The following is a 26,120-nucleotide window of genomic DNA, read 5'->3' as shown; positions in this document are numbered from 1 at the left end:
CTCAGCCGGGCAATGCCTCGCCCGCGCTCCTGACGCAGTCGCGGCCGTCGGACTTGGCCCGGTAGAGGGCGCGGTCCGCGCGCTCGAGCGCCTGGTCGATGCCCTCGTCGTTGGCCAGGTCCACTTCGTGCACGCCGATGCTGGTGGTGATGCGCAGCGGGGTGTCGGCCGAGTCGCATGCACTGGCCGCGAGGGCCTGGCGCGCCTTTTCCGCCAGCCGGGTGGCGGCCTCCAGGTCGTGGCCCGGCAGCGCGACGACGAACTCCTCGCCGCCGAAACGGGCCATGACCGCATGCGCCGGCCGCAGGGTGGCGGCCAGCACGCGCGCGGCCCAGCGCAGGCAACTGTCGCCGGCCAGGTGGCCGTGCTCGTCGTTGATCGACTTGAAGTGGTCCAGGTCGACCATCAGCAGCGACAGCGGCGCCGACTGGGCGCGCGCCTCCTGAAGCAGGGCGGGAAGGCGCTCGTGGAAATGGCGGCGCGTGTACAGGCCGGTCAGGGCGTCGCGCTGGCTGGATTCGCGCAGGCGGGCGTGCGCATCGCCCAGCTGCGACAGCGCGTTCTGCAGTTCGCTCGTGCGCGCCTTCACCTCGTGCATCAGCTGCTGCCGGCCGTCGCGGATGATCCGCTCGTTCTCGTTGCGCAGCGATGCGTAGCGATGCCCCAGGGCGATCGACAGCAACAGCATTTCCAGCGCCGATCCTATCTGCACGCCGTACTCGGTGACGAAGGTCTTGGGCAACAGCGCGAAGGCCACCGCGGCGAACATCGCCGTCCCGACCAGGAAGGCCGCCCAGGCGGCGAGGAAGATCTTCGCCGGGGCATACCCGCGCCGCAGGACCATGATCGCCTCCACCGCCACCCAGCCGGTGCTGACGAACACGCCCGCGGAGGCGATCGGCACCGAGATCCGGTAGGGCAGGAAGGCCGACGCGATGCCCAGCAGGGCGAACGCCGCGATCAGCAGCAGGCCCACGCGGTCGCCGCGTTTCCAGCGGTTGCCGAGGTCGAGGAACTTGCGCGCGAACTGCTGCACGCCCACCTGGGCCAGGCAGATCGACAGCGGCACCGACTTGTCGGCCAGCCAAGGCGAGCGCGGCCACAGGTACTCGAAGCCCAGGCCGTTGAGCGTGAACAGCACCAGCCCGAAGGCGGTGAGATGGAAGACGTACCAGAAGTAGCTGGAGTCCTGCGTGGTCAGCCAGAGCACCAGGTTGTAGAAGAACAGGGCGAGGAGGATGCCGTAGTACAGGCCGATCGCGAACTGGGCGTCGCGCGAGACTTCCGCGAACGCGGTCGGCGTGTACAGGCCCAGCGGGATCTGCATGGAGCTTTCGCTCTGGATCCTCACGTAGACGTCGACCGGCGTGTCCGGGGGCAGTTCGAGCCAGAAATTCGGGTGCCGGTAGCGGATCGCGCGCGACTGGAAGGGGCGGTGGTCGCCGCCTGACGCGCGTTCCCAGTGTCCGTCGGGATAGCGGGCATGGATCTCGATGTCGTCGCTCAGGGCGTACTGCTGCACGAGCAGCCATCGCGGGGTGGCGGCATCGGTGTTGAGGACGCGGGCATGGAACCAGTACGCGCCGGACTGGAAGCCGAAGGAATTCTTGCCCGGCGGCACGTCCGCGAAGCCGCCGTTGCGCTGCAGCCGATCGGCCTCGTCGGCCTGTATGCGGGCGTCGGCATCGTGCAGGTAGCCCAGGTACGGGTTGATGCCCACGACAGTGTCGCCGGGGACCAGGGACAGGGTGTCGCGCGCCTGCGCGGGCAGGGCGGCGCACAGGCCGGCCAGCACGCACAGCAGCGTGCACAGCAGCCCGATGGCCCCGGTATGTATTCGGCCCATGCCTGCTCCCTGGATGCGTTCCTCGTGTTGGACGTGCCCGGCCGTCCCTCCAGGCCATCCCGAGCGCAGTCTACTGCAGGGCCGCGCCGCGGAAGCGCGCTGAACGGGGACGCCCACGCCGTTATTGACTCGCCGGTACGTTTTCTTTAACGTATTAGCACGTTAATACATTAGAAGCCGCCAATGAAGCGCCGACACACCGACGACGAGGTCGAGGATTCTATCGCCCAGCTGGCGAGGGCCATGCTGGGCCTGCGTACCACGCAGGCCATGCAGGCGTTCCTCGTCGACCTGTGCACCCCCGCCGAACTCGAGGCCATGACCGACCGCTGGCGGGTCGTCCCGCTGGTCGCCGAGGGCGTGCCGTACCGGGAGATCCACGAACGCACCCTGGTCAGCGTGACCACGATCGGGCGGGTCGCGCGCACCTTCGAGCGCGGCGCCGGCGGCTATGCCGCGGCGCTGGCAGGCAGCCGACCGTCCAGCAACCGGGAGTCGGCGGCATGAGCCAGTCCACCGTACAGGGCGGTCGCGACCGCCTGCGCATCGCCATCCAGAAGTCCGGTCGCCTCGCCGATCCAGCGCGAGCGCTGCTGACCGCCTGCGGCCTGAGCTGGCGCGAGAGCCGCGACCGCCTGTTCTGCTACGGCGAAAGCCTGCCGATCGACCTGCTGCTGGTCCGCGACGACGACATCCCCGGCCTGATCCGCGATGGCGTCTGCGACCTGGGCGTGGTCGGCCGCAACGTCCTCGCCGAGCAGGACATCGCGCTGCGCCGCGACCAGGGCGCGTCGGCGTTCCGGGAGTGGCGCTCGCTGGGCTTCGGCGGCTGCCGCCTGTCGATCGCCATCCCGGACAGCTGGGAATGGAGCGGGGCGGAACAACTGGCCGGACTGCGGATTGCCACCAGCTACCCGGCCATCCTCGGCGACTGGCTGCACGCGCAGGGTGTGGACGCCGGCGTCGTCGAACTGTCGGGCTCGGTGGAGATCGCGCCCAAGCTGGGGCAGGCCGACGCGATCTGCGACCTGGTCGCCAGCGGCGCCACGCTTGCGGCCAACCAGCTCAAGCCCACGGTCACCCTGCTCGAGAGCGAGGCGGTCCTGGCCGGGCCGGTGAAGGCCTTCGAGGACAGCCGCGCCGCGCTCGCCGAGCTGCTGCTGCGCCGCCTCGATGGGGTGCTGCGCATGCGCCACAGCAAGCTGCTCATGTTCCAGGCCTCTCGCGAAGCCGTGCCCGGCCTGCTGCCATTGCTGCCGGATGCCGAGTCGCCCACCGTCATGCAGATCGACGGCGGCGACGGGCTGGCGCTGCAGGCCTTGTGCCACGGTGCGGTGACCTGGCAGCGGCTGGAAGAGCTCAAGCGTGCCGGTGCGCGTGGCCTGCTGGTGCTGCCGGTGGAGGGCATGCTGGCATGAACCGGGTCCAATGGAGCCGCCTCGATGCGGGCGCGCGCGCGGCATTGCTGGCGCGGCCGGCGGAAATGAACGCCCCCGACGTGAGCGAACAGGTCGCGGCCATCCTGGCCGACGTGCGCGAGCGCGGCGACCGGGCCGTGCGCGATTACACGCAGCGCTTCGACGGCATCGTACTCAACGAGCCGCGGGTCAGCGTGGCCGACATGGACGAGGCGTCGGCGACGCTGCCCGCCGCGCTTCGTACCGCCATCGAGGAAGCCGCAGCACGCATCGAGGCCTTCCACCGCGCGGGCATGGCCGCGGACTATGCACTCGATACCGCGCCCGGCGTGCGCTGCGAACGCATGCTGCGCCCGATCGCCCGCGTCGGCCTGTACGTGCCGGCCGGCTCGGCGCCGCTGCCGTCGACGGCGCTGATGCTCGGGATTCCCGCGCGGCTCGCGGGCTGCGAAGAGGTCGTGGTGTGCACGCCGCCGCGCGCCGACGGACGCGCGGATCCGGCGGTGCTGCACGCCGCCCGCGTGTGTGGCATCGACCGGGTCTACCGGATCGGAGGCGTGCAGGCGATCGCGGCCATGGCCCGCGGGACGGCCAGCGTGCCCGCCTGCGACAAGCTGTTCGGACCGGGCAACGGCTGGGTCACCGAAGCCAAGCGCCAGGTGTCTTCCGGTGCCGGCGCGGTCGGCATCGACATGCCCGCCGGTCCGTCCGAGGTGCTGGTGATCGCCGATGCAGGGGCGAATCCCGGCTTCGTCGCGGCCGACCTGCTGTCGCAGGCCGAGCATGGTCCCGATTCCCAGGTGATCCTGCTCTCGGACGACGACGCGATGCTCGACGCGGTCGACGCCCAGGTGCGTGCGCAACTCGCGCAGTTGCCCCGCGCGGGGATCGCCCGCCAGGCACTCGCGTGTTCCCACCTCGTCCGCGTGGCCAGCCTGGACGAGGCGTTCGAGATCAGCAACCGCTACGCGCCCGAACACCTCATCCTGGCCCTGCGCGACGCGCGTGCCTGGCTGCCCCGCGTCCGCCGCGCGGGATCGGTGTTCCTCGGCGACTGGGCCCCGGAAGCGCTGGGCGACTATTGCAGCGGCACCAACCACGTGCTGCCGACCAGCGGCGCGGCACGCTATTGCAGCGGCGTCAACGTGTCCAGCTTCCAGGTGGCGATCACCGTGCAGGAAGTCTCGGCCGAGGGCCTGGCCCAGGTGGGTCCCTGCGCGGCCGAGCTGGCCTCGGCCGAGGGCCTTGAGGCGCATCGCCGCGCCGTCACCCTGCGCCTGGAGGCCGCGGCATGAGCGTGATGGACCTGGTGCGCGAGGACCTGCGCGACTTCGCCGGCTACCAGTCGGCACGCAAGGCACGCATCACCGGCGATGTCTGGTTGAACGCCAACGAATCGGCATGGGAGAACGCGGGTGTCGGCGATGCCGTGCTGCGCCGGTATCCGGAACCGCAGCCGCCGGGCCTGCGCGATGCCCTGGCCGGTCTGTACGGCTGCGCACCGGAGCGCCTGCTCGCCGGTCGCGGCAGCGACGAGGCCATCGACCTGCTGATCCGCGCCTTGTGCCGGCCCGGCGGCGACGCCATCGTGGTCACGCCGCCGACCTTCGGCATGTACGCCGTCTGCGCGCGCCTGCACGGCGTGCCGGTCGTGGAAGCGCCGCTGGTCGACGACGGACAGGGCTTCGCCTGCGACTTCGACGGCGTGGAGGCGCGTTGCCGTGACGCGCGCGCACGCCTGGTGTTCCTGTGCTCGCCTGGCAACCCGGTGGGTGCGGCGCTCCCGCTTGAGCGCGTCGCCTGGCTGGCCGCGCGCCTGCGCGACCAGGCCGTCGTGGTGGTCGACGAGGCCTACGTGGAGTTCGCCGGCGGAGCGTCCGCCATCGGGCTGATCGACGCGCATGACAACATCGCCGTGTTGCGGACCCTGTCGAAGGCGCACGCGCTGGCCGCCGCACGCATCGGCGTGGTGGTGGCCGCCGCGCCGCTCATCGAGGTCCTGCAGCGCTGCCAGTCGCCGTACCCGATCGCCTCGCCCTGCGCGCAGGTCGCGCTCGAGGCCTTGGCCGACGACGCCCGCGCCGTCACCTCGGCCCGTGTCGAGGCCGTCGTCGCCGAGCGTGGACGGCTGGCCGCCGCGTTGGCGGACGCCCCCGGCGTGCGTACGGTCTACCGCTCCGACGGCAATTTCCTGCTGGTGCGGCTGGTCGATGCCGGGCGCGCCTTCCGCGCCCTGCTTGAAGCCGGCATCGTCGTGCGCGACGTGCGTGCCCAGGCCGGCCTGGACGACGCCTTGCGCATCAGCATCGGCACCCCGGCGCAGAACGATCGCGTGATCGCCGTCGTGGCGGCGCTCGAAGCGGAGGTGGACGCATGAGCGGCACGAAGGCACCGGTGCTGTTCGTCGACCGCGACGGCACCTTGATCGAGGAGCCGGCCGACCACCAGGTCGACCGCTTCGAGAAGCTGCGTTTCGTCGCGGGTGTCGTTCCGGCCATGCTCCGCCTGCGCGATGCCGGCTATCGCTTCGTCATGGTCACCAACCAGGACGGGCTTGGCACCGACGCCTATCCGCAGGCCGATTTCGACGGACCGCAGGGCTTGATGATGCAGCTGTTCGAGAGCCAGGGCATCCGCTTCGAAGAGGTGCTGGTGGACCGCAGTTTCCCCGCGGACAACGCGCCCACGCGCAAGCCGGCCATCGGCCTGGCGATGCACTACCTCAAGGACCGATCGATCGACTGGGATCGCTCGGCGATGGTCGGCGACCGCGAGACCGACAACGCCTTCGCGCGCAACATGGGCATCCGTGCCTTCCAACTGCGCACGGATGAGTTCGGCGGCGAGTGGGACTGGCCGGGCATCGCGCACGCGCTGGCCGACGCGCCGCGCGTCGCCCGCGTCCGGCGCGACACGCGCGAAACCCGCATCGAGGTCGAAGTCGACCTGGACCGGGTCGCCGAGCCCCACGCGAGCACCGGCATCGGCTTCTTCGACCACATGCTCGAGCAGGTCGGCAAGCACGGCGGCTTCGCCCTGCGCGTGGAATGCGAGGGCGACCTGCACATCGACGAACACCATACCGTCGAGGATTGCGCCCTCGCGCTGGGCCAGGCCCTGCGCGAAGCGCTGGGCGACAAGCGCGGGATCGGGCGCTACGGCTTCACCCTGCCGATGGACGAGACCCTGGCCAGCGCGGCGCTGGATTTCTCGGGGCGACCATACTTCGTGTTCGACGGCCGGTTCGACAGCGAACGCGTCGGCGCGCTTTCGGTGCAGATGGTCCCGCATTTCTTCCGCTCGCTGTGCGAGACCGCCGGGCTCAACCTCAACCTGCAGGTGCGCGGCGACAACGATCACCACAAGGTCGAGGCCTGTTTCAAGGTGGTCGCGCGCGCACTGCGCCAGGCGATCCGCCGCGAGGGCAGCGAGTTGCCCAGCACCAAGGGCGTGCTCTGATGCGCGTGGTCCTGATCGATTCGGGTGGCGCCAACATCGGATCGGTGCTGTACGCGCTCGAACGCCTGGGCGTGGACGCGGTGCTGAGCGCGGATGCCGGGACCATCCTCGGCGCCGACAAGGTCATCCTGCCCGGCGTCGGCGCGGCCGGCGCGGCGATGGCGCGCTTGCGCGCGCACGGGCTGGTCGAGGTGGTGCGTTCGTTGTCGCAGCCCTTGCTGGGCATCTGCCTGGGCATGCAACTGCTGTACGAATCCTCGGAAGAGGGCGATGTCCAGTGCCTGGGCCGGATCGCCGGCCGGGTGCGCCGCATGGAGGGCGGCGAGGGGCTGCGCATCCCGCACATGGGATGGAACACCCTGGACATCGTCGCTGCATCGCCACTGCTCGAGGGCGTGGCGACCGGGCAGAATGCGTACTTCGTGCATGGCTTCGCGGCACCGGTGGGCGCCGACAGCCTGGCGACGAGCACGCACGGCCAGCCGTTCACGGCGGTGGTCGGGCGCGGTCGATGCTTCGGTGCCCAGTTCCACCCCGAGCGTTCGGCCGACGTCGGCGCGAGGATCCTCGAGAATTTCATCGCCCTGGAGGCGACATGAGTGCGTTCACCGTATTGCCCGCGATCGACGTGCGGGAGGGGCGCGTCGTGCGCCTGCACCAGGGCGACTTCGCCCGCGAGACCCGTTATCCCGTCGAGCCGCTCGCGGCGGCACGGAACTACGCCGAGGCGGGCGCGCAATGGCTGCACCTGGTCGACCTGGACGCCGCGCGCAACGGCGGCTTCGGGCTGGCCGCCCTGGTCGACTCGATCAAGGCCTGCACTTCGCTCAAGGTCCAGACCGGGGGCGGCGTGCGTCGCGCCGCCGACGTGCAGGCGATCCTGGACGCCGGCGCCGACCGCGTCGTCGTCGGCTCGCTGGCGGTGCGCGAGCCCCAGCGCGTGATCGAGTGGGCCACGGCGCATGGCGCCGAGCGCCTCACCGTCGCGCTGGACACGCGTCGCGACGCCGATGGCCAGTGGCGCCTGCCCGTCGCGGGCTGGACCGAGCGCAGCGAACTGACCCTGGCCGAGTTGCTGGGCATCTATTCCACGGCCGGCATCCGCCACCTGCTGTGCACCGACATCGACCGCGACGGCACCCTGGCCGGGCCGAACCTGGCCCTGTACCGCGAGGTGCTCGCACTGGCCCCGCGCCTGCGCCTGCAGGCGTCGGGCGGCATCCGCGACCTCGCCGACATCCAGGCCGCGCGCGAGTCCGGTTGCGCGGGCGCGGTCCTGGGCAAGGCCCTGCTCGAGGGCCATTTCGAACTGGCGGACGCGCTCGAGCTGGAGGCCCCGGCGTGCTGAGCCGGCGCATCATCCCCTGCCTGGACGTCCGCGATGGGCGGGTCGTCAAGGGCGTGCGTTTCCGCGACCACGTGGACATGGGCGACATCGTCGAACTGGCGCTGCGTTATCGCGACGAGGGTGCCGACGAGCTGGTCTTCTACGACATCACCGCCAGTCCCGAAGGGCGCTGCGTGGGCCGCGACTGGGTCGAACGGGTTGCGCGCGCGATCGACATCCCGTTCTGCGTCGCCGGCGGCATCCGCAGCGTCGAGGACGCGCGGACCGTGCTGCACGCCGGAGCGGACAAGATATCGGTCAACACGCCCGCGCTGGACCGGCCCGGACTGCTGGGCGAGTTGGCCGCGGAGTTCGGCATCCAGTGCGTGGTGGTGGGCGTCGACAGCCTGCGCGACGACGACGGCGAGTGGCGCGTGCGCCAGTACACCGGCGACCCGTCGCGCACCCGGGCGCTGCCTCGGCGCACGCTCGACTGGATCGTCGAGGCGCAGGAACGTGGCGCCGGCGAGATCGTGCTCAACTGCATGGGCAGCGATGGCGTCCGCCAGGGCTACGACATCGAACAGCTGCAGCAGGCGCGTCGCCTGTGCCGCGTGCCGCTGGTGGCCTCGGGTGGCGCGGGCGCGGTCGGGCACTTCGCCGAGGCATTCGGCGTGGCCGACGTGGACGGTGCGCTCGCGGCCAGCGTGTTCCACACCGGCGCCATCGCCATCCCGGCATTGAAGCGCGAACTCCAACGCAATGGCATCGAGGTGCGGCATGTTGACTGAACCAGGGGCGCTCGACTGGGACAAGCAGGCCGGATTGTTGCCGGTCGTGGTGCAGGACGCGAGCACGCTGCGCGTCCTGATGGTGGGGTACATGGACCGCGAGGCCCTGGCCGCGACGCTCGAGAGCCGCCGGGTGACCTTCTACAGCCGCACGCGCCAGCGCCTGTGGATGAAGGGCGAGCAGTCCGGCAACGTACTCGAGCTGGTGTCGCTGGAGGCCGATTGCGACAACGACACGCTGCTGGCCCTGGTCCATCCGCGCGGGCCGACCTGCCACCTGGGCACGCGCAGCTGTTTCCGGCAGGCGCCGGGCAACTTCCTCGGCGAACTCGAGCAGGTGGTGGTACGGCGCCAGCTCGAGCGACCCGAAGCGAGCTACACCACGCGCCTGTTCGAGGCGGGCACGCGCTCGATCGCGCAGAAAGTGGGCGAAGAGGCGGTGGAGACCGCGCTCGCCGCGGTAGTGCAGGACGAGGCGGCGCTGTGCAACGAATCGGCGGACCTGCTCTACCACCTGCTGGTGCTGCTGCATGCGCGCGGGCTGTCGCTCGAAGACGTGGTCGACGTGCTCAAGCAACGCCACCAGATCCGTTGAGCGACACCGGACGGGCACGGGCATAATTCCCGGATCGATCCGACCGGGATACGTGGATGTCCGTTTCGTTCGCACTGTCGTTCGTGCTTGCCGCCGCCCTGGCGATACCGGGCCAGCCCAGGGCCGCGCCCGCATGCCCGGGTGGCATCGTGTATCGCGATGCGGACCGCGACGGCCGCCACGGCCCCGACGAGCCGGGCGTTGCCGGCGTGCGCGTGTCCGATGGCGTCGATATCGTCGAAACCGATGCCGAAGGGCGCTACCGGCTGCAGGCCCGCGCCGATCGCCCGCGTTTCATCGTCAAGCCGCCCGGCTACCGGGTCCCCGACGCCACGAACGGCCTGCCGGCATTCTGGCGGACGCCCGACGAGACGGGCGCCGCTTGCGGCGATTTCGCCCTCTGGAGCGCCGACGCCCGTCCGGACGACGCCCCGCTTGAGGTCCGCGTCATGGCCGATCCCCAGCCCAAGTCGACGGTCGACGTCGACTACTACGCGCGCGACATCGTCGAACCGCTCCTGGCGTCGAGCGGACCGGGCGACGCGCCTGCCGACCTCGGCCTGAGCCTGGGCGACATCGTCAACGACGACCTGTCCCTGTATCCGGCGATGATCGCCCAGACCGTGCGCCTGGGCGTGCCCTGGCTGCACGTGGCGGGCAACCACGACCTCGACGGGGGGGCGGCCGACGACTCGGCCTCGCTGGCGACCTTCCGACGCCACTTCGGTCCCGACACCTTCGCCTGGGAGACGCCGCAGGCGAGCTTCCTGTTGTTCGACGACGTGGTGCACATGCCCGGGGCTTCGCCCTCGTACGTCGGCGGCCTGCGCGAGGACCAGTTCCGCTTCATCGAGGCCTACCTGGCCGGCGCGCGTCGCGACCGCCTGCTGGTCCTGGGCGTGCACATCCCCTTCTTCGATGCGGCGCCGGGACGGGAGACCTTCCGGCACGAGGATCGCGCGCGCCTGTTCCGCCTGCTCGAACCGTTCGACCGCGTACTGCTGTTGAGTGGGCATGGGCACGTGCAGCAGCATGTCTGGCACGGGCCCTCGAGCGGATGGCACGGCCCCCGGCCGCTGCACGAATACAACGTCGGCGCCGCGTGCGGCGCGTTCTGGTCCGGCGTCGCCGATGCCCAGGGCATTCCCGACGCGACGATGAGCGACGGCACGCCCAATGGCCACGCTCGGATGGACATCGATGCGGGCGGCGATTACCGGCTCGCATGGCTGCCCGCGCGCGATGCGACGGGCGAGCGCAGCGGCATGTCGTTGCACGCGCCTCGGGTGTTGCGGCGCGGTGCCTGGCCGGGCTTCGCGGTGTACGCCAACGTCTTCATGGGCGATGCCGACAGCCGGGTCGAATACCGCATCGACGGCGGCGAATGGACCCCAATGACGCGCGTCGTGCAGGCCGATCCCAGGGTCCTGGCGACCAACCTCGCCGACGATGCCGCCGAGACCTTGCGTGGCTACGACCGCGCGCCTGAGGCCAAGCCGTCGCAGCACCTGTGGCGGGGCAGCCTGCCGACCGACCTCGCGGCCGGCGAGCACCGGATCGAGGTACGCGCCCGGGACCGCTGGCGCGGCGAACTGCAGGCGTGGAGCGCCTACCGCCTGGTCGAGCGCGAGGTGGGCGTCGAATGAGCGCGCAGCCCACGGACCTGCCGGTCAGGCGCTTCGCCACGGAAGCGGCGTGGGAGCGTTGGCTGGAAGCGCACGAAGGCTCGCCCGGGATCTGGTTGAAGATCGCCAAGAAGGACGGCGGCGCACGCAGCATCAGCTACGCCCAGGCCCTGGACGTGGCGCTGTGCCATGGTTGGATCGACGGCCAGAAGCGCAGTCTCGACGCGCAGTTCTTCCTGCAACGCTTCACCCCGAGGCGTCCGCGAAGCCTGTGGTCGAAGGCCAACGTGGCGAAGGTGGAGGCCCTGGTCGCCGCCGGCCGCATGCGCACCGGCGGCCAGCGCGAGGTCGACGCCGCCAGGCATGATGGGCGCTGGGAGGCTGCCTACGCGTCGTCCAGCCGCATGGAGGTGCCCGAGGCGCTGGCCCGGGCGCTTGAAGGCAACGCGAAGGCGCGGGCGTTCTTCGAGACGCTGGACCGGGCGAATCGCTATGCCTTCTGCTGGCGCGTGCACACCGCGAAGAAGCCCGAAACCCGGTTGGCGCGCGCGGAGAAGTTCGTGGCGATGTTGGCCCGGGGCGAGACGCTGCACTGAGGCAGCGTCGAGAGTACCCGCCGTCCCGGGGCCTCAGGCGAGCGCGTCGAAGCCTTCGATCCGCGCGTGGCCGTGGGTGGCCTCGCCCGTGCGCGGGTCCGGATAGTCCTCCAGGCGGTCGACCAGCACCGTGTCGAGGCCGGCCTCGCGGGCGGCGTCGAGCTCGGCGACGACGTCCGACAGGAACAGCACGTCCCCGGCGGGCAGGCCGATGGTCTCGATGATGCGCCGGTAGCTGGCCGCTTCGCGCTTGCCGCCGATCTCGGTGTCGAACCAGCCGGAGAACATCGCGGTCATGTCGCCCGCGTCGCTGTGCCCGAAGAACAGGCGCTGGGCGGGTACGCTGCCCGAGGAGTAGACATACAACGGGATCCCGTCGGCATGCCAGCGCTTGAGCGACTCGGCGGCGTCCGGGTAGATGTGGGCGGTGAAGTCCGCGCTGCGGTAGCCGTCCGCCCAGATCATGCCCTGCAGTGCCTTGAGCGCGGTGTGCTTGCGGTCCTGGTCGATCCAGCCCTGCAGCACCTCCGCGATCATCCGGTCGCTGCACATGCCGCCGTTCTCCGTGGCGACCGCATCGAGCCACTTGCGGACCGCGGGCTCCCGCCCGCGGGTCTGCACGAAGGCGGGCAGGGCGCGCCGGGCGTAGGGGAACAGCACGTCCTTGACGAATGAAATGCTGCTGGTGGTGCCCTCGATGTCGGTCAGGATCGCCTTCGGCCGGCGGGCGGTGTCGCTGGCGGCGCTCACAGCGCCTGGCCCTTCTCGTAGCGCGGGAACCGCTGGGCGATGTCGGTGCCGGTGAAGTGGCCGACCCAACCATCGGGCTCGGTGAAGAAGCGGATGGCCACGAAGCTCGGCGACGGGCCCATGTCGAACCAGTGCGTGGTGCCGTCGGGTACCGCGATCAGGTCGCCGGCCTCGCACAGCACTTCATACACCGCGTCGTCGACGTGCAGGGTGAACAGGCCCGAGCCGGCGACGAAGAATCGCACTTCGTCTTCCTTGTGGAAGTGCTCGTCGAGGAACTTCGCGCGCATCGCCGCGCGCTCGGGATGGTCGGGTGCGATGCTGACCACGTCGACCGAGCGGAAGCCGCGTTCGGCGACCAGGCGGTCGATGTCGCCGCGATAGGCGTCCATGATGGCCTCCGGGCTGTCGCCGGGGGCGACCGGCTGCCGCGCCTCCCACTGCTCGAAGGCGACGCCGATGCGCGAAAGCTCCGTGGCCATGCGCGCGGGATCGTCGGTCGACAGTCGTGGGGTCGCGGGATCGGCGTCGCCGAAGATGCGCAGGCGGCTCATTTCAGTTTCCTCGTTTCGAGTTCGCAGGCGAGCAGGAATTCGAACGCCTCCAGGTGGCGCCGGGCCTCGGCCATGTCGCGGCCCCAGGCGTACAACCCGTGCCCGTCGATCAGGTAACCCCACATGCACTGGGCGTCCAGGAGGGCATCGACCTGCGCGGCGAGCACGGTCATGTCCTGGCTGTTGGGCAGGACCGGCAGCTCGATGGCCATTTCATGGGTGCTGTTGCCAGCGAAGGCCTTGAGCAGCTCGTAACCCTCCAGGTGCACGTGGCCGGCGCCGGCGTACAGGCGCGAGGCGACGGTCTGCACCAGCGAATGGGTATGCAACACGCAGCCGACCTCGCCGAAGCGCTGGTACAGGCGCGTGTGCAGCAGGGTTTCGGCCGAGGACCGGCGGTCGGTCGCGACCGGCCTGCCTTCGAGGTCGACGACCATGATGCCGTCCTCGGTCAGGCGGCCCTTGTCGCCGCCCGAGACGGTGATGGCGGCATGCCGTTCGTCCATCCGCATCGAGAAGTTGCTGCTCGTGGCCGGGGTCCAGCCCCGGGCGGCGAGCTCGCGGATGTTGACGATGAGTTCGCCCGTGCAATGGGACAGGCGTTCGGGGTCGTAGGGGAGAGCGCTCATGCCCCCAAGTTTAGGCGTTGTTGGCCCCCCGGGAGTAGGCCAACAACGCAAATGCCCCAAAGCCGGTTCAGTCGAGCACGAACGGACTGATCAGCACCGCCAGCACCAGCAGCGGCGCCACCACCCGGACCACCCAGCGCCAGAGCGCCAGCACGCCCGGCGACAGGGTGTCGAGTTCGTCCTTGAGCAGGCTCTTCTTGACCACCCAGCCGGCGAACAGCGCGATCAGCAGGCCGCCCAGGGGCAACATCAGGTTGTTCGAGACGAACTCGATCATGTCCATGACGTTCTTGTTGCTGATCACGCCCATGCCCTCGGGGACCCGGACGCTGGACCAGATGTTGAACGAGAACACCGTCGCCAGCCCGACGATCCAGCAGATGCCCGCGACCAGCAGCGCGGCCTTGCGACGGGTCATGCCGACGCGCTCGACCAGGTAGGCGGTGGCCGGCTCCATCAGCGATATGGAGGAGGTCCAGGCCGCCACCGAGAGCAGGGCGAAGAACAGCAGGCCGTACGCGATGCCGAAGGGCATGGCGTTGAAGGCATGCGGCAGCGAGGTGAAGATCAGGCCCGGCCCGCCGCCCTGCGGGTCGATGCCGAAGGAGATCACGATCGGGAAGATCGCCAGGCCCGCCAGCAGCGCCACGCCGGTGTCGGCCAGGGCCACGGTCACGCCGACCTGCGGGATGGACACGCCCTTGGGCAGGTAGGCGCCGTAGGTCATCATCGTGCACATGCCCAGGCTCAGGGTGAAGAAGGCCTGGCCCATCGCGTCGATGAAGGTGCGGCCGCTGATCTGGGACCAGTCGGGCTTGAACAGGAATGCCGCGGCCTCGCTGAGGTGACCGGTGGTGGCGCCGTAGATGACCAGGGTCAGCAACAGGATGAACAGGGCCGGCATCAGGAAGCGCACCGCGCGCTCCAGGCCTTTTTCCACGCCCAGCGCGACCACTGCCACGGTGAGCACCATGAACACGGCGTGCCATGCGGAAAGTTCCAGCGGGTTGCCCAGCAGGCCGCTGAAGGTGGCGCCGGGATCGGTGATCGCGGGTGCGCCGAACAGCTGCGAGAAGTACAGCCAGCTGTAGTGCAGCGTCCAGCCGGCGACCACGCTGTAGAAGCTCAGGATGAGCACGCCGGCGACCATGCCGATCCAGCCGATGCTGATCCAGCCCTTCGAGGCGCCGAGGTCGCGGACCAGGTCGGTCAGGGCATTGACCGGGCTGCGGCGGCCGTGGCGGCCCAGCAGCACTTCCGACATCAGGATCGGCAGGCCGACCAGGGCGATGCAGGCCAGGTACACCAGCACGAAGGCGCCGCCGCCGTTGTCGGAGGCCATGTAGGGGAACCGCCAGATGTTGCCCAGGCCCACGGCCGACCCGGTGGCCGCGAGGATGAATGCCATGCGGGAGGACCACATGCCGTGGATCGAAGTCTTTTCCATATGCAGTGTCGGTAGTCGGTTCGGGCCGTGAGGCGGTGGGTCAGGAATGGGTCACGACGTTCGGCGAGGGCGTGGTGCGCAGGATCTTGAAGCCCGCGTAGGCCAGCAGCGCCGAGAGTATCGGATTGATGAGGTTGAAGAAGGCGAACGGCAGGTAGTCCAGCGTGGCCACGCCGAGCGTGGCCGCCATGTAGGCGCCACACGTGTTCCAGGGCACCAGCGGCGAGGTGATGGTGCCGGCATCCTCGAGCGCGCGCGACAGGTTGACCGGCGCCAGGCCGCGGCGTTCGTACTCGGGGCGGTACAGGCGGCCGGTCAGCACGATCGACATGTACTGGTCGGCGGCGACTGCGTTGGAGCCGATCGCGGTGGCCAGGGTCGCGGTGATCAGCGCGCCGGTCGACTTGGCGGCCTTGAGCACGCTGCGGACCATGCGCTCCAGGAGGCCGGTCTTCTCCATGATCGCGCCGAAGCCCATCGCGCAGAAGATCAGCCAGATCGTGTTGAGCATGCTGCTCATGCCGCCGCGGCTGAGCAGCTCGTCCACCGCCGCGTTGCCGGTGTTGGCCTTGTAACCGTCGGCGAGCGCGCTCCAGACGCCGGTCATCAGCGCCATCGGCTGCGACAGGCCCTCCTTGCCGGCCAGCTTGACCACAAGCTCGGGCTGGAAGAGCACTGCGAACAGGCCACCGAGCAGCGCGCCGATCATGATCGTCGGGTAGGCGGGGAACTTGAGCACCGCCAGCGCGAACACCACCAGCAGCGGGATCAACAGGTGCAGGCCCAGGTTGAACTGGCTGCCGAGGATGGCCGGCAGGTCGCCGAAGCCGCTGTCGGTGCCGGGCGCGGGCGTGCTGCCCAGGCCGACGGCGGTGAACAGCAGCAGGGCCAGCACGATGCTGGGGCCGGTGGTCCACACCATGTGGCGGATGTGAGCGAACAGTTCGCTGCCGGCGGCCGCGGGGGCGATGTTGGTGGTGTCCGACAGGGGCGACATCTTGTCGCCGAAGTAGGCGCCCGAGATGACGGCGCCGGCGGTGATCGCGGGCGACATGTGCAGGCCGCTGGCGACGCCGATCAGGGCCACGCCCAGCGTGCCGGCCACTGTCCAGGAGCTGCCGATCGCCAGGGCCACGATCGCGCAGATCAGGCAGGCGGCCGGATAGAAGAAGGAGGGGTGCAGGAGCTTGAGGCCATACACGATCAGGGTCGGCACGGTCCCGCAAAGGATCCAGGTGCCGATCAGGGCGCCGACGGCGAGCAGGATGAAGATGGGCACGATCGCCAGCGAGATGCCGTGCACCAGGCTTTCCTGCATCTCGCCCCAGCGCAGGCCGTTGCGCAGGCCGACCAGGGCGGCGACGCCGGCGGCGAGCATGAGAGAGACCTGGTTGGCGCCGTAGGACGCATCGGCACCGTAGACGCGAACCGCCCAGGCCAGGAGGGCGGCGAGGAAGAACAGGGGCAGGAAGGCCTGGAGCAGGCTGGGCGAGCGGGTCATCGGCGGCATCCGCGGGCGTTCCCGGCATGGGCGTTGGCGGCCGGACGGCCCCGTGCATCTGCGTTGTTCGGCATCCGGTTCCCCAAGGAAGAAGCACGCCCGCGTGGCGTGGATCGCGCGCACGGCGAGTCGTGCGGCGGGCCACCATAACCCAGTGAAGAAAAGGTGAGCAAGGGAGGGCGCAACACGCTGGATTTGCGCATACTCCCCCGCGTTTCCCCCCGCAAGGCTTCAACGCAATGCCAGAACATCACCCCCCCTGTCCGATCGGGACGCGCCAGGGCGCAGGACCCGATCCGGCCGCCCTGTTCGCCGACTACGCCCGGCGCTGGCCGGATGAACAGGCGGTGGCGATGCAGTTCGCCGGGCTCCTCGACGACCCCGCGGACCCCTTCGTGAGGGGCCGGCTGGCGGGCCACTTCACCGGCTCGGCCTGGCTGGTGGACATGGCCGGCGAGCGCGTGTTGCTCACCCACCACCGCAAGCTCGGGCGCTGGCTGCAACTGGGCGGCCATGCGGACGGGGATCGCGACCTCGCCCGCGTCGCCCTGCGCGAGGCGGAAGAAGAGTCCGGGCTCCCTGGGCTGGTGGTGGAGGACCTGCCGTTCGACATCGATCGCCACTGGATCCCGGGCCGCGACGACGTGCCGGGCCATTGGCACTACGACGTGCGCTACGTGGTGCGGACCACGGGCGGCGAAGACTTCGTCGTCAGCGACGAGTCACTGGCGCTGGCGTGGCGGGACATCCGCGAGATCGCGATGGATGCGGCGTCGGATGCGTCGATGGAACGGATGGCCCGCAAGTGGCTGGCGCGCACGGAAGCATCCGTGCGCTAGCGGGGCGCCGCGATGGCGGCGCGGGGAGCGGGGCATCGCCGCCGCACCCCCGCCGAAAGGGTCAGTCGGCGCGGCCGGAGAACTCGCCGGTCGTGGTGTTCACCTGCACGCGCTCGCCGTTGCTGATGTACTCGGGCACCATGATCTCCAGGCCCGTGGAGAGTCGCGCGGGCTTCGGCCGCTTCGTTGCGGTCCCGCCCTTGAGCTCGGGCGGGGTGTCCACCACTTCCATCACCACGGTCTGCGGCAACTGCAGGCCCACCGGCGCATCGTCGATCAGCTGCACGTAGCAGCCGGCCAGGTCCTGGACGATGTAGCCCGCGTCGTCGCCGACCACGTTCGCGTCGAGCATGTAGGGGCTGTAGTCCTCGTCGTCGAGGAACACGAAGGCATCGCCGTCGCGGTAGGAATAGGTGGCCTGGCGACGGCTCAGCTCGACTTCCTTCAGGTCGTCGTCGGCATCGAAACTGGCATCGGTCTTGTTGCCGCCCGGCACGCTGTACATGGTGAAGCGGAAGCGCACGTTGCCGCCGCGGCCCTGCGGCGAGCTGCGCTCGATGTCGCGGATCTGGTACACGCCGTTGTTGTGCTCGACGACGTTGCCCTTCTTGATATCGCTGGCTTTCATGAGCTTGGTAATTCGTGATTGGTGATTGGTGATTGGGGTTCAGTGATCGCTTTTGGTTTTTCGCTCTTGCGAACGACGAATAACGAATAACGAATCACCACCTCACTTGGGGGCCAACCGCGTCGCGCCGTCCAGGCGGATGGTCTCGCCGTTGAGGTAGGTGTTGCCGAGGATGTAGGCGACCAGGTCGGCGAACTCCTTCGGCTGGCCGAGGCGGGAGGGGAAGGGGATCGACGCGGCCAGCGATTCCTGCACCGAATCGGGCATGCCGTCGACCATCGGGGTCCAGAACACGCCCGGGGCGATGGTCATGACACGGATGCCGAAACGGGCCAGCTCGCGGGCCATCGGCAGGGTCATGCCGACCACGCCGCCCTTGGAGGCGGAGTAGGCGGCCTGGCCGATCTGGCCTTCGTAGGCGGCGACCGAGGCCGTGTTCACGATCACGCCGCGCTCGCCGTCGGTGCCGGCGGCGTTGTGCTGCATGAGGTGGGCGGCGGCCTTGGCGACGTTGAAGCTGCCCACCAGGTTGACCATCACGGTGGCCTGGAAGTTGCCCAGCGGCATCGGCGCCTCGCGGCCGAGTACGCGGCCCGCGCCGAGGATGCCGGCGCAGTTGACCACGGTGTTCAGCCCGCCCAGGAACTCGTGCGCGGCGGCGACGTTGCCGCTCACGCCGTCCTCGGAGGTCACGTCGGTCTTGAAGTAGCGTGCGTTCGCCTCGCCGAGCGCGGCCACCGCCGCGGCGCCCTTTTCGTCGTTGACGTCGAACAGGGCGACCTTGCCGCCGTGGGCGACCAGGTGCTCGGCAACCGCGAGGCCGAGGCCGGACACGCCGCCGGTGATGATGGCGAGGGAAGAGGCAAGCTGCATGAGGGGATCCAGTGGCTTGGGGAAGCCGGTGATTCTACCCGCTCGCCGGGCCCGGGCGCAGGTCCGCGCCGGCATGCTCAGCGCGAGTGGGCCAGCGGTTGCCCAGCGTAGCGCTGCAGCAGCTGCGCGGGCATCAGGCCGGGCGCGTACAGGAAGCCCTGGCCGGTGCGGATCCCCATCGAGAGCAGGTAGTCGCGCTGGGTCACCTGCTCGATGCCCTCGGCGACGACCCCGAGCCCGAGGCTGTTGGCGATCCCGGTCACCGCCGAGCAGACGGCGACATCGGATTCGTTGTCGGGGATTCCCTGCACGAACAGCTGGCTGAGTTTCAGGCCGGTGATCGGCAGGCGGCGCAGGTAGTTCAGGGCGCTGTAGCCCTCGCCGAAATCGTCGATCGACAGCGCCACGCCCATGGCGCGGAGCTCGTCGAAGGCCCGGCGGGTGTCGGGCTCGTCTTCGATGAGCACGCGCTCGGTGAACTCCAGCTCGAGCATGCGACCTTCCAGGCCGGTTTCGCCCAGGGCTTCGCGCACGCTCTGGATCAGGTCCTGGCTGAGGAACTGGCGGTAGGACACGTTGACCGCGATGCGCTCGATGGCCAGGCCGTCCTGCCGCCAGTCGCGCAGCTGGCGGCAGGCTTCCCTCAGTACCCAGCGGCCGATGCCGACGATGTCGCCGGTGGTCTCGGCGTGGTCGATGAAACGGTCCGGGCGCATTTCGCCCAGCGAGCGGTTGCGCCAGCGGATCAGGGCTTCCGCGCCGCTCAGGCGGCCGCTCTCGAGGTCGACCTGCGGCTGGTAGACCAGGTGGAATTCGTCGTTGCGCACCGCGCGCCGCAGGTGGGTCTCAAGCTGCAGCCGCTGCAACTGCTGTTCGGCCAGTTCGGGCGTGAAGCTCTGCCGCCCGTTGCGTCCGCGACGCTTGCTGTCGTACATCGCCACGTCCGCGCTCTGGATCAGCTGGGGCGACCCCATCCCGTCCTGAGGCGAGCGGGCGATGCCGATGCTGGCGGTGATGCTGAACTCCTCGCCGTCGACGCGGAAGTTCTCGGCGAAGCTGGCCAGGATCGCGTCGGCCAGCCGCTCCGGCCGGTCGGGATCGTCGTGGAGCATGCACACGACCAGGAATTCGTCGCCGCCGAAGCGCGCGAGCAGGCCCTCGACGTCGACCACGCGCTCGATGCGCTTGGCCGCCGTCGCCAGCAGGCGGTCGCCGGCGGCGTGGCCGAGCACGTCGTTGACGACCTTGAAACGGTCCAGGTCGATGTAGAGCACGGCGATCTGTGCGTTGCGCGCGTCCTCCAGCCAGCTCTCGAGCTCCTGCAGGATCGCGTCGCGGTTGAGCAGGCCCGTGAGCGGGTCGGTACGGGCCTGTTGGCGCAGGGACTCCTCGGCATGCCGGCGGTCTGTGATGTCCTGCAGGGTGCCGGTCAGGCGTGCGCTGTGCGCCGAGCCGACGATGGCCTCGCCGATGACCCGGATCCAGAAGGACTGGCCGCTGCCGCGCACGCCCTCCAGTTCCAGGTCGATGCCGTAACCGGTCGCCAGGGCCCGGGCGATCGCCTCCTGCAGGCGGGCCCGGTCGGGATCGCGCAGGCAGTCCAGCAGGCCGTCCATGTCCTGTGGCGCGGGATGGTTGCCGATGATCCGCTGGGCCTCGTCGGTGAGGTAGAGGTGGTTGCGGCCGGTGTCCCATTCCCAGCCGCCGATCTGCGCCAACGACTGCGCCCGGTCGAACAGGGCGCTGTCGCGCTTGAGCGCGGTCACGTCGGTGAACAGCGACAGGACCTGGCGCGGGCGGTCGCCGCCGGCCGGGTAGTGGGGTACCGAGGTGACCGAGAGCCAGGTCAGGTGGCGGCGTTCGCGGTGGTAGAAGCCCAGCAGGGTGCTCTCGATCGTGCGTCCCCAGTGCAGGGCGCGCTGCGCCGGCAGTTGGCTGGCCGAAATCTCGCGGCCGTGCTCGTCGATGATGCGCCAGTGCTGGGGCTGCAGTTCGTCCTCCAGCTGGCGACCCTTGCCGATGCCGAAGATCCGCATCGCCGTGGCGTTGGCGAACAGGTAATGGCCCGCGGCGTCCTGCACGAGGATGCCCTGGTCCAGCGTTTCCACCAGCTCGCGATAGCGCAGTTCCGCGTCGCGGCGGCCGCTGAGGTCGCGCGCGACGGCGACCAGCGCCGGACGGCCGTCGTACTGCATCGCCGCCGAGTGGACTTCCACCGGGAAGCGCGTGCCGTCGGCGCGCATGTTGGTGACTTCGATGACGTAGGTGTCGCCGCGGTCCAGCGTCTCCAGGACCGGCACGAGGTGGTCGCGCGGCAGGTCCGGATTGAGGACGTGGATCGGCCGGCCGATGATCTCGCCGCGGCTGCGGCGGTAGGCGGCGATGCCGGCCTTGTTGAGGTCGAGCACGATGCCATCGTGGTCGATGATGCTGACCGGGTCGGGCACCGCGTCGAACAGGGCGTCGTAGCGCTGTCGCGCGTGCTCGGCGGTCTCCAGCGATGCGTGCAGCGCGTCGCGGGCATCGGCGAGCAGCGCGCGGATGTCGTCGGGGATGTCGTCGCGCGACATCGCCAGGTCGAGCGCATCGACCGTGCCGGCCCCCGTCATCCGGGGGGTGCCCGCAGGCGGCGATGCGCTCGGGTGGCGGCTCATCAGCCGGCTCCGCCGCCCAGCGCCCGTCCGACCTTGCTGCCGGTCTCCCGGCCGAGCCGGCCCGCGAGCCAGCGTCCGGTATCGGCCAGCGCGGCCAGGTCGACCCCGGTCTCGATGCCCAGGCCCTGGAGCATGTAGACCACGTCCTCGGTGGCGACGTTGCCGCTGGCCCCCTTGGCATAGGGACAACCGCCGGCGCCCGACACGGAGGCATCGACCACGGCGACGCCGGCCTCCAGGCAGGCGAGGATGTTCGACAGCGCCTGCCCGTAGGTGTCGTGGAAATGCACCGCGAGCGCCGGCATCGGCACTTCGGCGGCGACGGCCAGGAGCATGTCGCGCGCCTTGCCGGGCGTGCCCACGCCGATCGTGTCGCCCAGCGAGACTTCGTAACAGCCCATCGCGTGCAGCTGCCGCGCCACGCGGACCACGTCGGCCAGCGGCACCTCGCCCTGGTAGGGACAGCCCAGCACGGTCGATACGTAGCCGCGGACGCGCACGCCGTCTTCGCGGGCGCGCTCGAGCACCGGCGAGAAACGCGCCAGCGATTCGTCGATGGAGGCGTTGATGTTCTTGCGGTTGAACGTCTCCGAGGCCGCGGTGAACACGGCGATCTCCTCGACGCCGACCTCGCGGGCGCGCTCGTAGCCCTTTTCGTTGGGGACCAGGACCGGGTAATGCACGCCCTCGCGACGTGCGATCCCGGCGTAGACTTCGGTCGCGTCGGCGAGCTGCGGCACCCAGCGCGGGCTGACGAAACTGGTCGCCTCGATGCTCCGCAGCCCGGTCGCGGAGAGGCGGTCGATCAGGGCGATCTTGTCGGCGGTCGCGACCTGCGTCTTCTCGTTCTGCAGGCCATCGCGCGGACCGACCTCGACGATGCGGACGGCCGGCGTCATGGCAGCACCCCCAGGTCCAGCGCCCCCAGGTAGGGCGCGTACAAGGCCAGGGCCTGGTCGTGGTCCCGCACCGGCGCGTCGCATTCGATCGTGAGCACGTAGCGGTCCTTGAGCACCGACAGCAATGGCTCGCTGCCGGGTTCGGCGTCCGCGGACGCGGGGACCGAGATCGCATACGCGTCGCCACTGGACGTGCTGCCGACCACCGGCAGCGCCGCCGGACCGCCGCGCACGCGCAGCATGACCGGGTCGCCCTCCAGCGACTTGCGCGACTCGGCCAGCATCTCGATGTTGGCGCGCGCCATCTCGCGGATCAGCCCGCGCGTGTTCTCGAGGGTTTCCTGCATGCCGAGCGCTCGGGCGCTCTCCGGGATCGGGTAGCGCGAGTCCGCGATCTCGATGCGGCAGCTGTCATCGCCGTTGCCGTCGGCGTCCTCCTCGCCATAACTGGCGACCACTTCCTGGACCGAACACTGCGTCCAGGCCAGCGGCCGCCCGGCGATGATGGTCGCCGCGGGCAGGGCCCGTGCCATCGCGATGTCGTCGCAGTCGTCGTCGGTGCCGGCGTCCGTCTTGCCGGGTGCGATCGCCGCGGCCTTGCCGGGGTCGACGACGTCCTGGCCACATGCCGAAAGCACCAGCAGCAGGACCGCCGCACCGGTGCGGCGCAGGGCAGGGCCGGGCAGGCTCACGCCACCTCCAGGGCGACGAGGACGGCGTCGGCTTCGACGAATTCGCCTTCGGCGGCGGAAATGCGGGCGATGGTGCCGTCGCGGGGAGCCTTCAGGCTCAGCTCCATCTTCATCGCTTCGATCACCATCAGCTCCTGTCCCGAGACCACCGTGTCGCCCACCGCCGATTTCACCACCACCACGCGCCCCGGCATCGGCGCGAGCACGTTGTCGGCGGCGGCGCTGTCGCTGCCCCCTTCGCGGCGGTACATCGCGACGGACTGCAGCCGCAGCCGCTGGCGACCGTCGTGGACCACCCACATCGATCCGTCCACGTTCACCGAAACGCGCAGGCCCTGACCGTCGATACGCAAACCGAGGGCGCCATCGGCCAGCGTACGGGCGCCGCGGACCTCATGGACATGGCCGTCGAACTCGATGCGGTAGTCGCCGCCACTGCCTTGCGCGTGCAGTTCCAGGCGCTGGTCGCGGTGCAGGAACGCGAGGCTGCGGCGACCGCCGTGGCCGAGCCGCCAGCCGTCGCTGGTGGCCCAGGGCGAACCGGGATCGTGCGAGGCGAGTGCCCGCTCGCGGCTCTCGCGCTCCTGCGCCATCAGGCGCGCGGTCGCGGCGGCGAGCAGCATCCGCGCATCGACCGCCTCGTCGACGGCGGTGAATTCCTCCAGGTGGCGGTCCAGGTAGCCGGTGTCGATCGTGCCGTCGACGACCGCCGGGTGCCGGGCCAGGCGCTCGAGGAAGGCGATGTTCGACTTCGGGCCCTCGATCGCGCACGCGGCGAGCGCGTCGCGCAGGCGCGCGAGCGCGCGCGGCCGGTCCAGGTCCCAGACGATCAGCTTGGCGATCATCGGGTCGTAGTGGATGGTGACGGTGTCGCCTTCCACCACGCCCGAGTCGATGCGCACGTGCGCGCCCGGGGCCGGCAGGCGCAGCCGCTCCAGGCGTCCCGAGCCGGGCAGGAAGCCCGCTTCCGGGTCCTCGGCGTAGAGCCTGACCTCGATCGCGTGCCCATTCTGGCGGACCGCGTCCTGGGACATCGGCAGCGCCTCGCCGGCGGCGATGCGCAGCTGCCATTCCACCAGGTCCAGCCCGGTGACCATCTCGGTGACCGGATGCTCCACCTGCAGGCGGGTGTTGATCTCCATGAAGTAGAACTGGCCGTCCTGGCCGACGATGAACTCCACGGTGCCGGCATTGACGTAGTCGATCGCCAGCGCGGCCTGCACCGCGGCCTGGCCCATCGCCTGGCGCAGCTCGGGGGTCAGGAACGGCGACGGCGATTCTTCCAGTACCTTCTGGTAACGGCGCTGGGCCGAGCATTCGCGCTCGTTGAGGTGCATCGCCGCGCCATGGCTGTCGCCGAAGACCTGGATCTCGATGTGGCGCGGCTTCTCGACGTAGCGCTCCAGCAGCACGCGATCCTTGCCGAAGGCGTTGCGGGCCTCGCGCTGGCAGCTCTCGAGGTTCGACATGAACTCCCCGGTGGCGCGGACGATGCGCATGCCCTTGCCGCCGCCGCCGTGCGCGGCCTTGATCATCAGCGGATAGCCGATCCGGTCGGCCTCGGCCTGGAGCAGGTCGGCGGACTGGTCCTCGCCGGTGTAACCGGGCACCACCGGTACGCCGGCCGCCTGCATCAGGTCCTTGGCGCCGGCCTTGCTGCCCATCTTGCGCATCGAGGCCGCGCGGGGGCCGATGAAGGCGATGCCGGCGGCCTCCACCGCATCGGCGAATTCGGCGTTCTCGCTGAGGAAGCCGTAGCCGGGATGGATGGCCTGGGCGCCCGTGCGGCGCGCGACCTCGAGGATCGCGTCGCCGCGCAGGTAGCTGTCGGCCGGCCGGGGGCCACCAATGCAGTGGGCTTCGTCGGCCTGTCGCACGTGCTGGGCATCGGCATCGGCCTCGGAGAACACCGCGATGGTGCGGATGCCGAGCCTGCGGCAGGTGCGGATCACCCGGCAGGCGATCTCGCCCCGGTTGGCGATCAGGACGGTGTCGAACATCGGCTGGGGCTGCTTGGGCGGCATCATGCGGTCTCTTCGGTGGCGGGACGGACGACGCCAGGACGCACGGAAGCGTCGTCGTGCGGTGGGCGGGGCGGGCGGGCGGGACGTGCGGCGGGGGCGGCCATCGGGGCGGTCATGGACGTGATCGCGGCGCGGCGCTCAGGCCCACTGCGGCCTGCGCTTGTCGAGGAAGGCCGAGAGCCCTTCCTGGCCCTCGGGCGAGACCCGCAGGCGGGCGATCAGGGCCGCGTTGTCGGCATCGTGGCGGTCGCGCTCGGCGTGGGAGGCGACCTGGCGGACCAGTGCCTTCGCCGACGCGGAGGCGATCGGGCCGGCCTTGAGCAGGAGCTCGACCTGGCGGGCGATCGCCGCGTCCAGCGCCTCGGGTTCGACGGTCTCGTGCAACAGGCCCATCCGCGCGGCCTGGTCGGCATCGAAGATCTCCGCGGTGGCGAACCAGCGCCTTGCCTGGCGCGGACCCATCGCCTCGACCACGTAGGGCGAGATGACCGCGGGCAGCAGGCCGAGCTTGCTTTCGGTGAGGCCGAACTTCGCGCCGCGGGCGCCGATGGCGATGTCGCAACAGGCCACCAGGCCGACGCCGCCGCCGAAGGCAGCGCCATGGACGCGGGCCACGGTCGGCCTGGGCAGCTCGTCCAGGGTGCGCATCAGGCGCGCGAGGGCGAGCGAATCCTCGCGGTTCTCCGCCTCGCTGGCGGCGGCCATGCCGCGCATCCAGTTGAGGTCCGCGCCGGCCGAGAACGAGGCCCCTTCGGCCTCCAGCACCACCACCCGCACCGCCGGGTCGCGGCCCAACGCTTCCAGCGACCCGGTCAGGGCCGCGATCAGCCCGGCGTCGAAGGCATTGTGGAGGTCGGGCCGGTTCAGCCGCAGGTACGCCACGGCGCCCTCCGTCCGGCTCAGCAAGGGTGGGTTCATCCGCGCACCATACCTGTCATGTCCGTAAGCCCTTCATGATAGCCGGAGGCCGGGG

General features: G+C 70.3%; 25 protein-coding genes. 12 read left to right on the top strand and 13 right to left on the bottom strand.

The window, feature by feature from the left end; genetic code table 11:
- Position 1: 1 nt before the first annotated feature.
- Entirely contained in the window at positions 2-1,846 is a 1,845-nt protein-coding gene (locus H4F98_RS08150) for a sensor domain-containing diguanylate cyclase (protein WP_182686593.1), read from the bottom strand.
- Between the two features lie 183 nt (positions 1,847-2,029).
- Here H4F98_RS08150 and H4F98_RS08145 point away from each other — a divergent pair, with 183 nt between their 5' ends.
- From H4F98_RS08145 to H4F98_RS08095, 11 genes are read left to right on the top strand one after another with little or no spacing between them, the layout of a single operon-like run.
- A complete protein-coding gene (locus H4F98_RS08145) occupies positions 2,030-2,353 on the top strand; it encodes a YerC/YecD family TrpR-related protein (protein WP_182686592.1) in 324 nt (107 codons plus the stop codon).
- Positions 2,350-3,264 carry an ATP phosphoribosyltransferase gene (gene hisG / locus H4F98_RS08140; protein ID WP_182686590.1) on the top strand — a complete coding sequence of 305 codons (915 nt, stop codon included), beginning with the start codon at positions 2,350-2,352 and terminating at the stop codon, positions 3,262-3,264. The genes H4F98_RS08145 and hisG overlap by 4 nt, the downstream gene beginning before the upstream one ends.
- Positions 3,261-4,559: a histidinol dehydrogenase gene (hisD, locus tag H4F98_RS08135; protein WP_182686588.1), complete on the top strand. Its 1,299-nt coding sequence runs from the start codon at positions 3,261-3,263 to the stop codon at positions 4,557-4,559. Before hisG ends, hisD begins: the two co-directional genes overlap by 4 nt.
- A complete protein-coding gene (hisC, locus tag H4F98_RS08130; RefSeq protein WP_182686586.1) occupies positions 4,556-5,641 on the top strand; it encodes a histidinol-phosphate transaminase in 1,086 nt (361 codons plus the stop codon). Before hisD ends, hisC begins: the two co-directional genes overlap by 4 nt.
- Positions 5,638-6,723, top strand: a complete 1,086-nt coding sequence (gene hisB, locus H4F98_RS08125) for a bifunctional histidinol-phosphatase/imidazoleglycerol-phosphate dehydratase HisB (RefSeq protein ID WP_182686584.1) — start codon at positions 5,638-5,640, stop codon at positions 6,721-6,723. Before hisC ends, hisB begins: the two co-directional genes overlap by 4 nt.
- Positions 6,723-7,322, top strand: a complete 600-nt coding sequence (hisH, locus tag H4F98_RS08120) for an imidazole glycerol phosphate synthase subunit HisH (RefSeq protein WP_182686581.1) — start codon at positions 6,723-6,725, stop codon at positions 7,320-7,322. The genes hisB and hisH overlap by 1 nt, the downstream gene beginning before the upstream one ends.
- Positions 7,319-8,071 (top strand): 1-(5-phosphoribosyl)-5-[(5-phosphoribosylamino)methylideneamino]imidazole-4-carboxamide isomerase, encoded by a 753-nt coding sequence (gene hisA / locus H4F98_RS08115; protein ID WP_182686579.1) that lies wholly within the window; start codon positions 7,319-7,321, stop codon positions 8,069-8,071. Before hisH ends, hisA begins: the two co-directional genes overlap by 4 nt.
- A complete protein-coding gene (gene hisF, locus H4F98_RS08110) occupies positions 8,065-8,841 on the top strand; it encodes an imidazole glycerol phosphate synthase subunit HisF (protein WP_182686577.1) in 777 nt (258 codons plus the stop codon). The genes hisA and hisF overlap by 7 nt, the downstream gene beginning before the upstream one ends.
- On the top strand, positions 8,831-9,436 hold the full coding sequence (gene hisIE / locus H4F98_RS08105; protein ID WP_246372995.1) for a bifunctional phosphoribosyl-AMP cyclohydrolase/phosphoribosyl-ATP diphosphatase HisIE: 606 nt from the start codon (positions 8,831-8,833) through the stop codon (positions 9,434-9,436). The genes hisF and hisIE overlap by 11 nt, the downstream gene beginning before the upstream one ends.
- A gap of 56 nt (positions 9,437-9,492) precedes the next feature.
- A complete protein-coding gene (locus tag H4F98_RS08100; RefSeq protein ID WP_182686574.1) occupies positions 9,493-11,082 on the top strand; it encodes a calcineurin-like phosphoesterase C-terminal domain-containing protein in 1,590 nt (529 codons plus the stop codon).
- Positions 11,079-11,657 (top strand): YdeI/OmpD-associated family protein, encoded by a 579-nt coding sequence (locus tag H4F98_RS08095; protein WP_182686572.1) that lies wholly within the window; start codon positions 11,079-11,081, stop codon positions 11,655-11,657. Before H4F98_RS08100 ends, H4F98_RS08095 begins: the two co-directional genes overlap by 4 nt.
- Positions 11,658-11,690: 33 nt before the next feature.
- Here the strand turns inward: H4F98_RS08095 and mtnC are convergent, their stop codons facing one another.
- The 5 genes from mtnC to nhaC form a co-directional block, all read right to left on the bottom strand.
- A complete protein-coding gene (mtnC, locus tag H4F98_RS08090; RefSeq protein WP_182686570.1) occupies positions 11,691-12,407 on the bottom strand; it encodes an acireductone synthase in 717 nt (238 codons plus the stop codon).
- Positions 12,404-12,961 carry a 1,2-dihydroxy-3-keto-5-methylthiopentene dioxygenase gene (locus tag H4F98_RS08085; RefSeq protein WP_182686568.1) on the bottom strand — a complete coding sequence of 186 codons (558 nt, stop codon included), beginning with the start codon at positions 12,959-12,961 and terminating at the stop codon, positions 12,404-12,406. The genes mtnC and H4F98_RS08085 overlap by 4 nt, the downstream gene beginning before the upstream one ends.
- Positions 12,958-13,590, bottom strand: coding sequence for a methylthioribulose 1-phosphate dehydratase (locus tag H4F98_RS08080; protein WP_182686566.1), 633 nt, complete (start codon positions 13,588-13,590; stop codon positions 12,958-12,960). Before H4F98_RS08080 ends, H4F98_RS08085 begins: the two co-directional genes overlap by 4 nt.
- A 67-nt stretch (positions 13,591-13,657) precedes the next feature.
- Entirely contained in the window at positions 13,658-15,013 is a 1,356-nt protein-coding gene (locus H4F98_RS08075) for a sodium-dependent transporter (protein WP_281368136.1), read from the bottom strand.
- A 64-nt stretch (positions 15,014-15,077) separates the two neighbouring features.
- The gene (nhaC, locus tag H4F98_RS08070) at positions 15,078-16,538 is read right to left on the bottom strand and encodes a Na+/H+ antiporter NhaC (RefSeq protein ID WP_246372994.1); all 1,461 of its coding nucleotides are present in this window, start codon (positions 16,536-16,538) and stop codon (positions 15,078-15,080) included.
- A 353-nt stretch (positions 16,539-16,891) separates the two neighbouring features.
- Here nhaC and H4F98_RS08065 point away from each other — a divergent pair, with 353 nt between their 5' ends.
- Positions 16,892-17,377 carry an NUDIX hydrolase gene (locus H4F98_RS08065; protein WP_246373009.1) on the top strand — a complete coding sequence of 162 codons (486 nt, stop codon included), beginning with the start codon at positions 16,892-16,894 and terminating at the stop codon, positions 17,375-17,377.
- 61 nt (positions 17,378-17,438) lie between these two features.
- Here the strand turns inward: H4F98_RS08065 and yeiP are convergent, their stop codons facing one another.
- The 7 genes from yeiP to H4F98_RS08030 all read right to left on the bottom strand — a co-directional run bounded on the left by yeiP (position 17,439) and on the right by H4F98_RS08030 (position 26,065).
- On the bottom strand, positions 17,439-18,005 hold the full coding sequence (gene yeiP / locus H4F98_RS08060) for an elongation factor P-like protein YeiP (protein ID WP_141518813.1): 567 nt from the start codon (positions 18,003-18,005) through the stop codon (positions 17,439-17,441).
- Between the two features lie 102 nt (positions 18,006-18,107).
- Positions 18,108-18,878 (bottom strand): SDR family NAD(P)-dependent oxidoreductase, encoded by a 771-nt coding sequence (locus H4F98_RS08055; protein ID WP_182686559.1) that lies wholly within the window; start codon positions 18,876-18,878, stop codon positions 18,108-18,110.
- 77 nt (positions 18,879-18,955) lie between these two features.
- Positions 18,956-21,532 (bottom strand): sensor domain-containing protein, encoded by a 2,577-nt coding sequence (locus tag H4F98_RS08050; RefSeq protein WP_182686558.1) that lies wholly within the window; start codon positions 21,530-21,532, stop codon positions 18,956-18,958.
- Complete coding sequence (locus H4F98_RS08045) at positions 21,532-22,431, bottom strand: hydroxymethylglutaryl-CoA lyase (RefSeq protein WP_182686557.1); 900 nt, start codon at positions 22,429-22,431, stop codon at positions 21,532-21,534. The genes H4F98_RS08050 and H4F98_RS08045 overlap by 1 nt, the downstream gene beginning before the upstream one ends.
- A complete protein-coding gene (locus H4F98_RS08040; protein ID WP_182686556.1) occupies positions 22,428-23,123 on the bottom strand; it encodes a hypothetical protein in 696 nt (231 codons plus the stop codon). Before H4F98_RS08040 ends, H4F98_RS08045 begins: the two co-directional genes overlap by 4 nt.
- Positions 23,120-25,123, bottom strand: a complete 2,004-nt coding sequence (locus H4F98_RS08035) for an acetyl-CoA carboxylase biotin carboxylase subunit (protein WP_182686713.1) — start codon at positions 25,121-25,123, stop codon at positions 23,120-23,122. Before H4F98_RS08035 ends, H4F98_RS08040 begins: the two co-directional genes overlap by 4 nt.
- Before the next feature lie 162 nt (positions 25,124-25,285).
- Positions 25,286-26,065, bottom strand: coding sequence for an enoyl-CoA hydratase-related protein (locus H4F98_RS08030; RefSeq protein WP_182686555.1), 780 nt, complete (start codon positions 26,063-26,065; stop codon positions 25,286-25,288).
- Positions 26,066-26,120 lie beyond the last annotated feature (55 nt).

The sequence above is a fragment of the Marilutibacter spongiae genome (assembly GCF_014145325.1).
Lineage (GTDB): Bacteria > Pseudomonadota > Gammaproteobacteria > Xanthomonadales > Xanthomonadaceae > Marilutibacter > Marilutibacter spongiae.
This window is presented reverse-complemented; position numbering and strand designations above follow the sequence as displayed.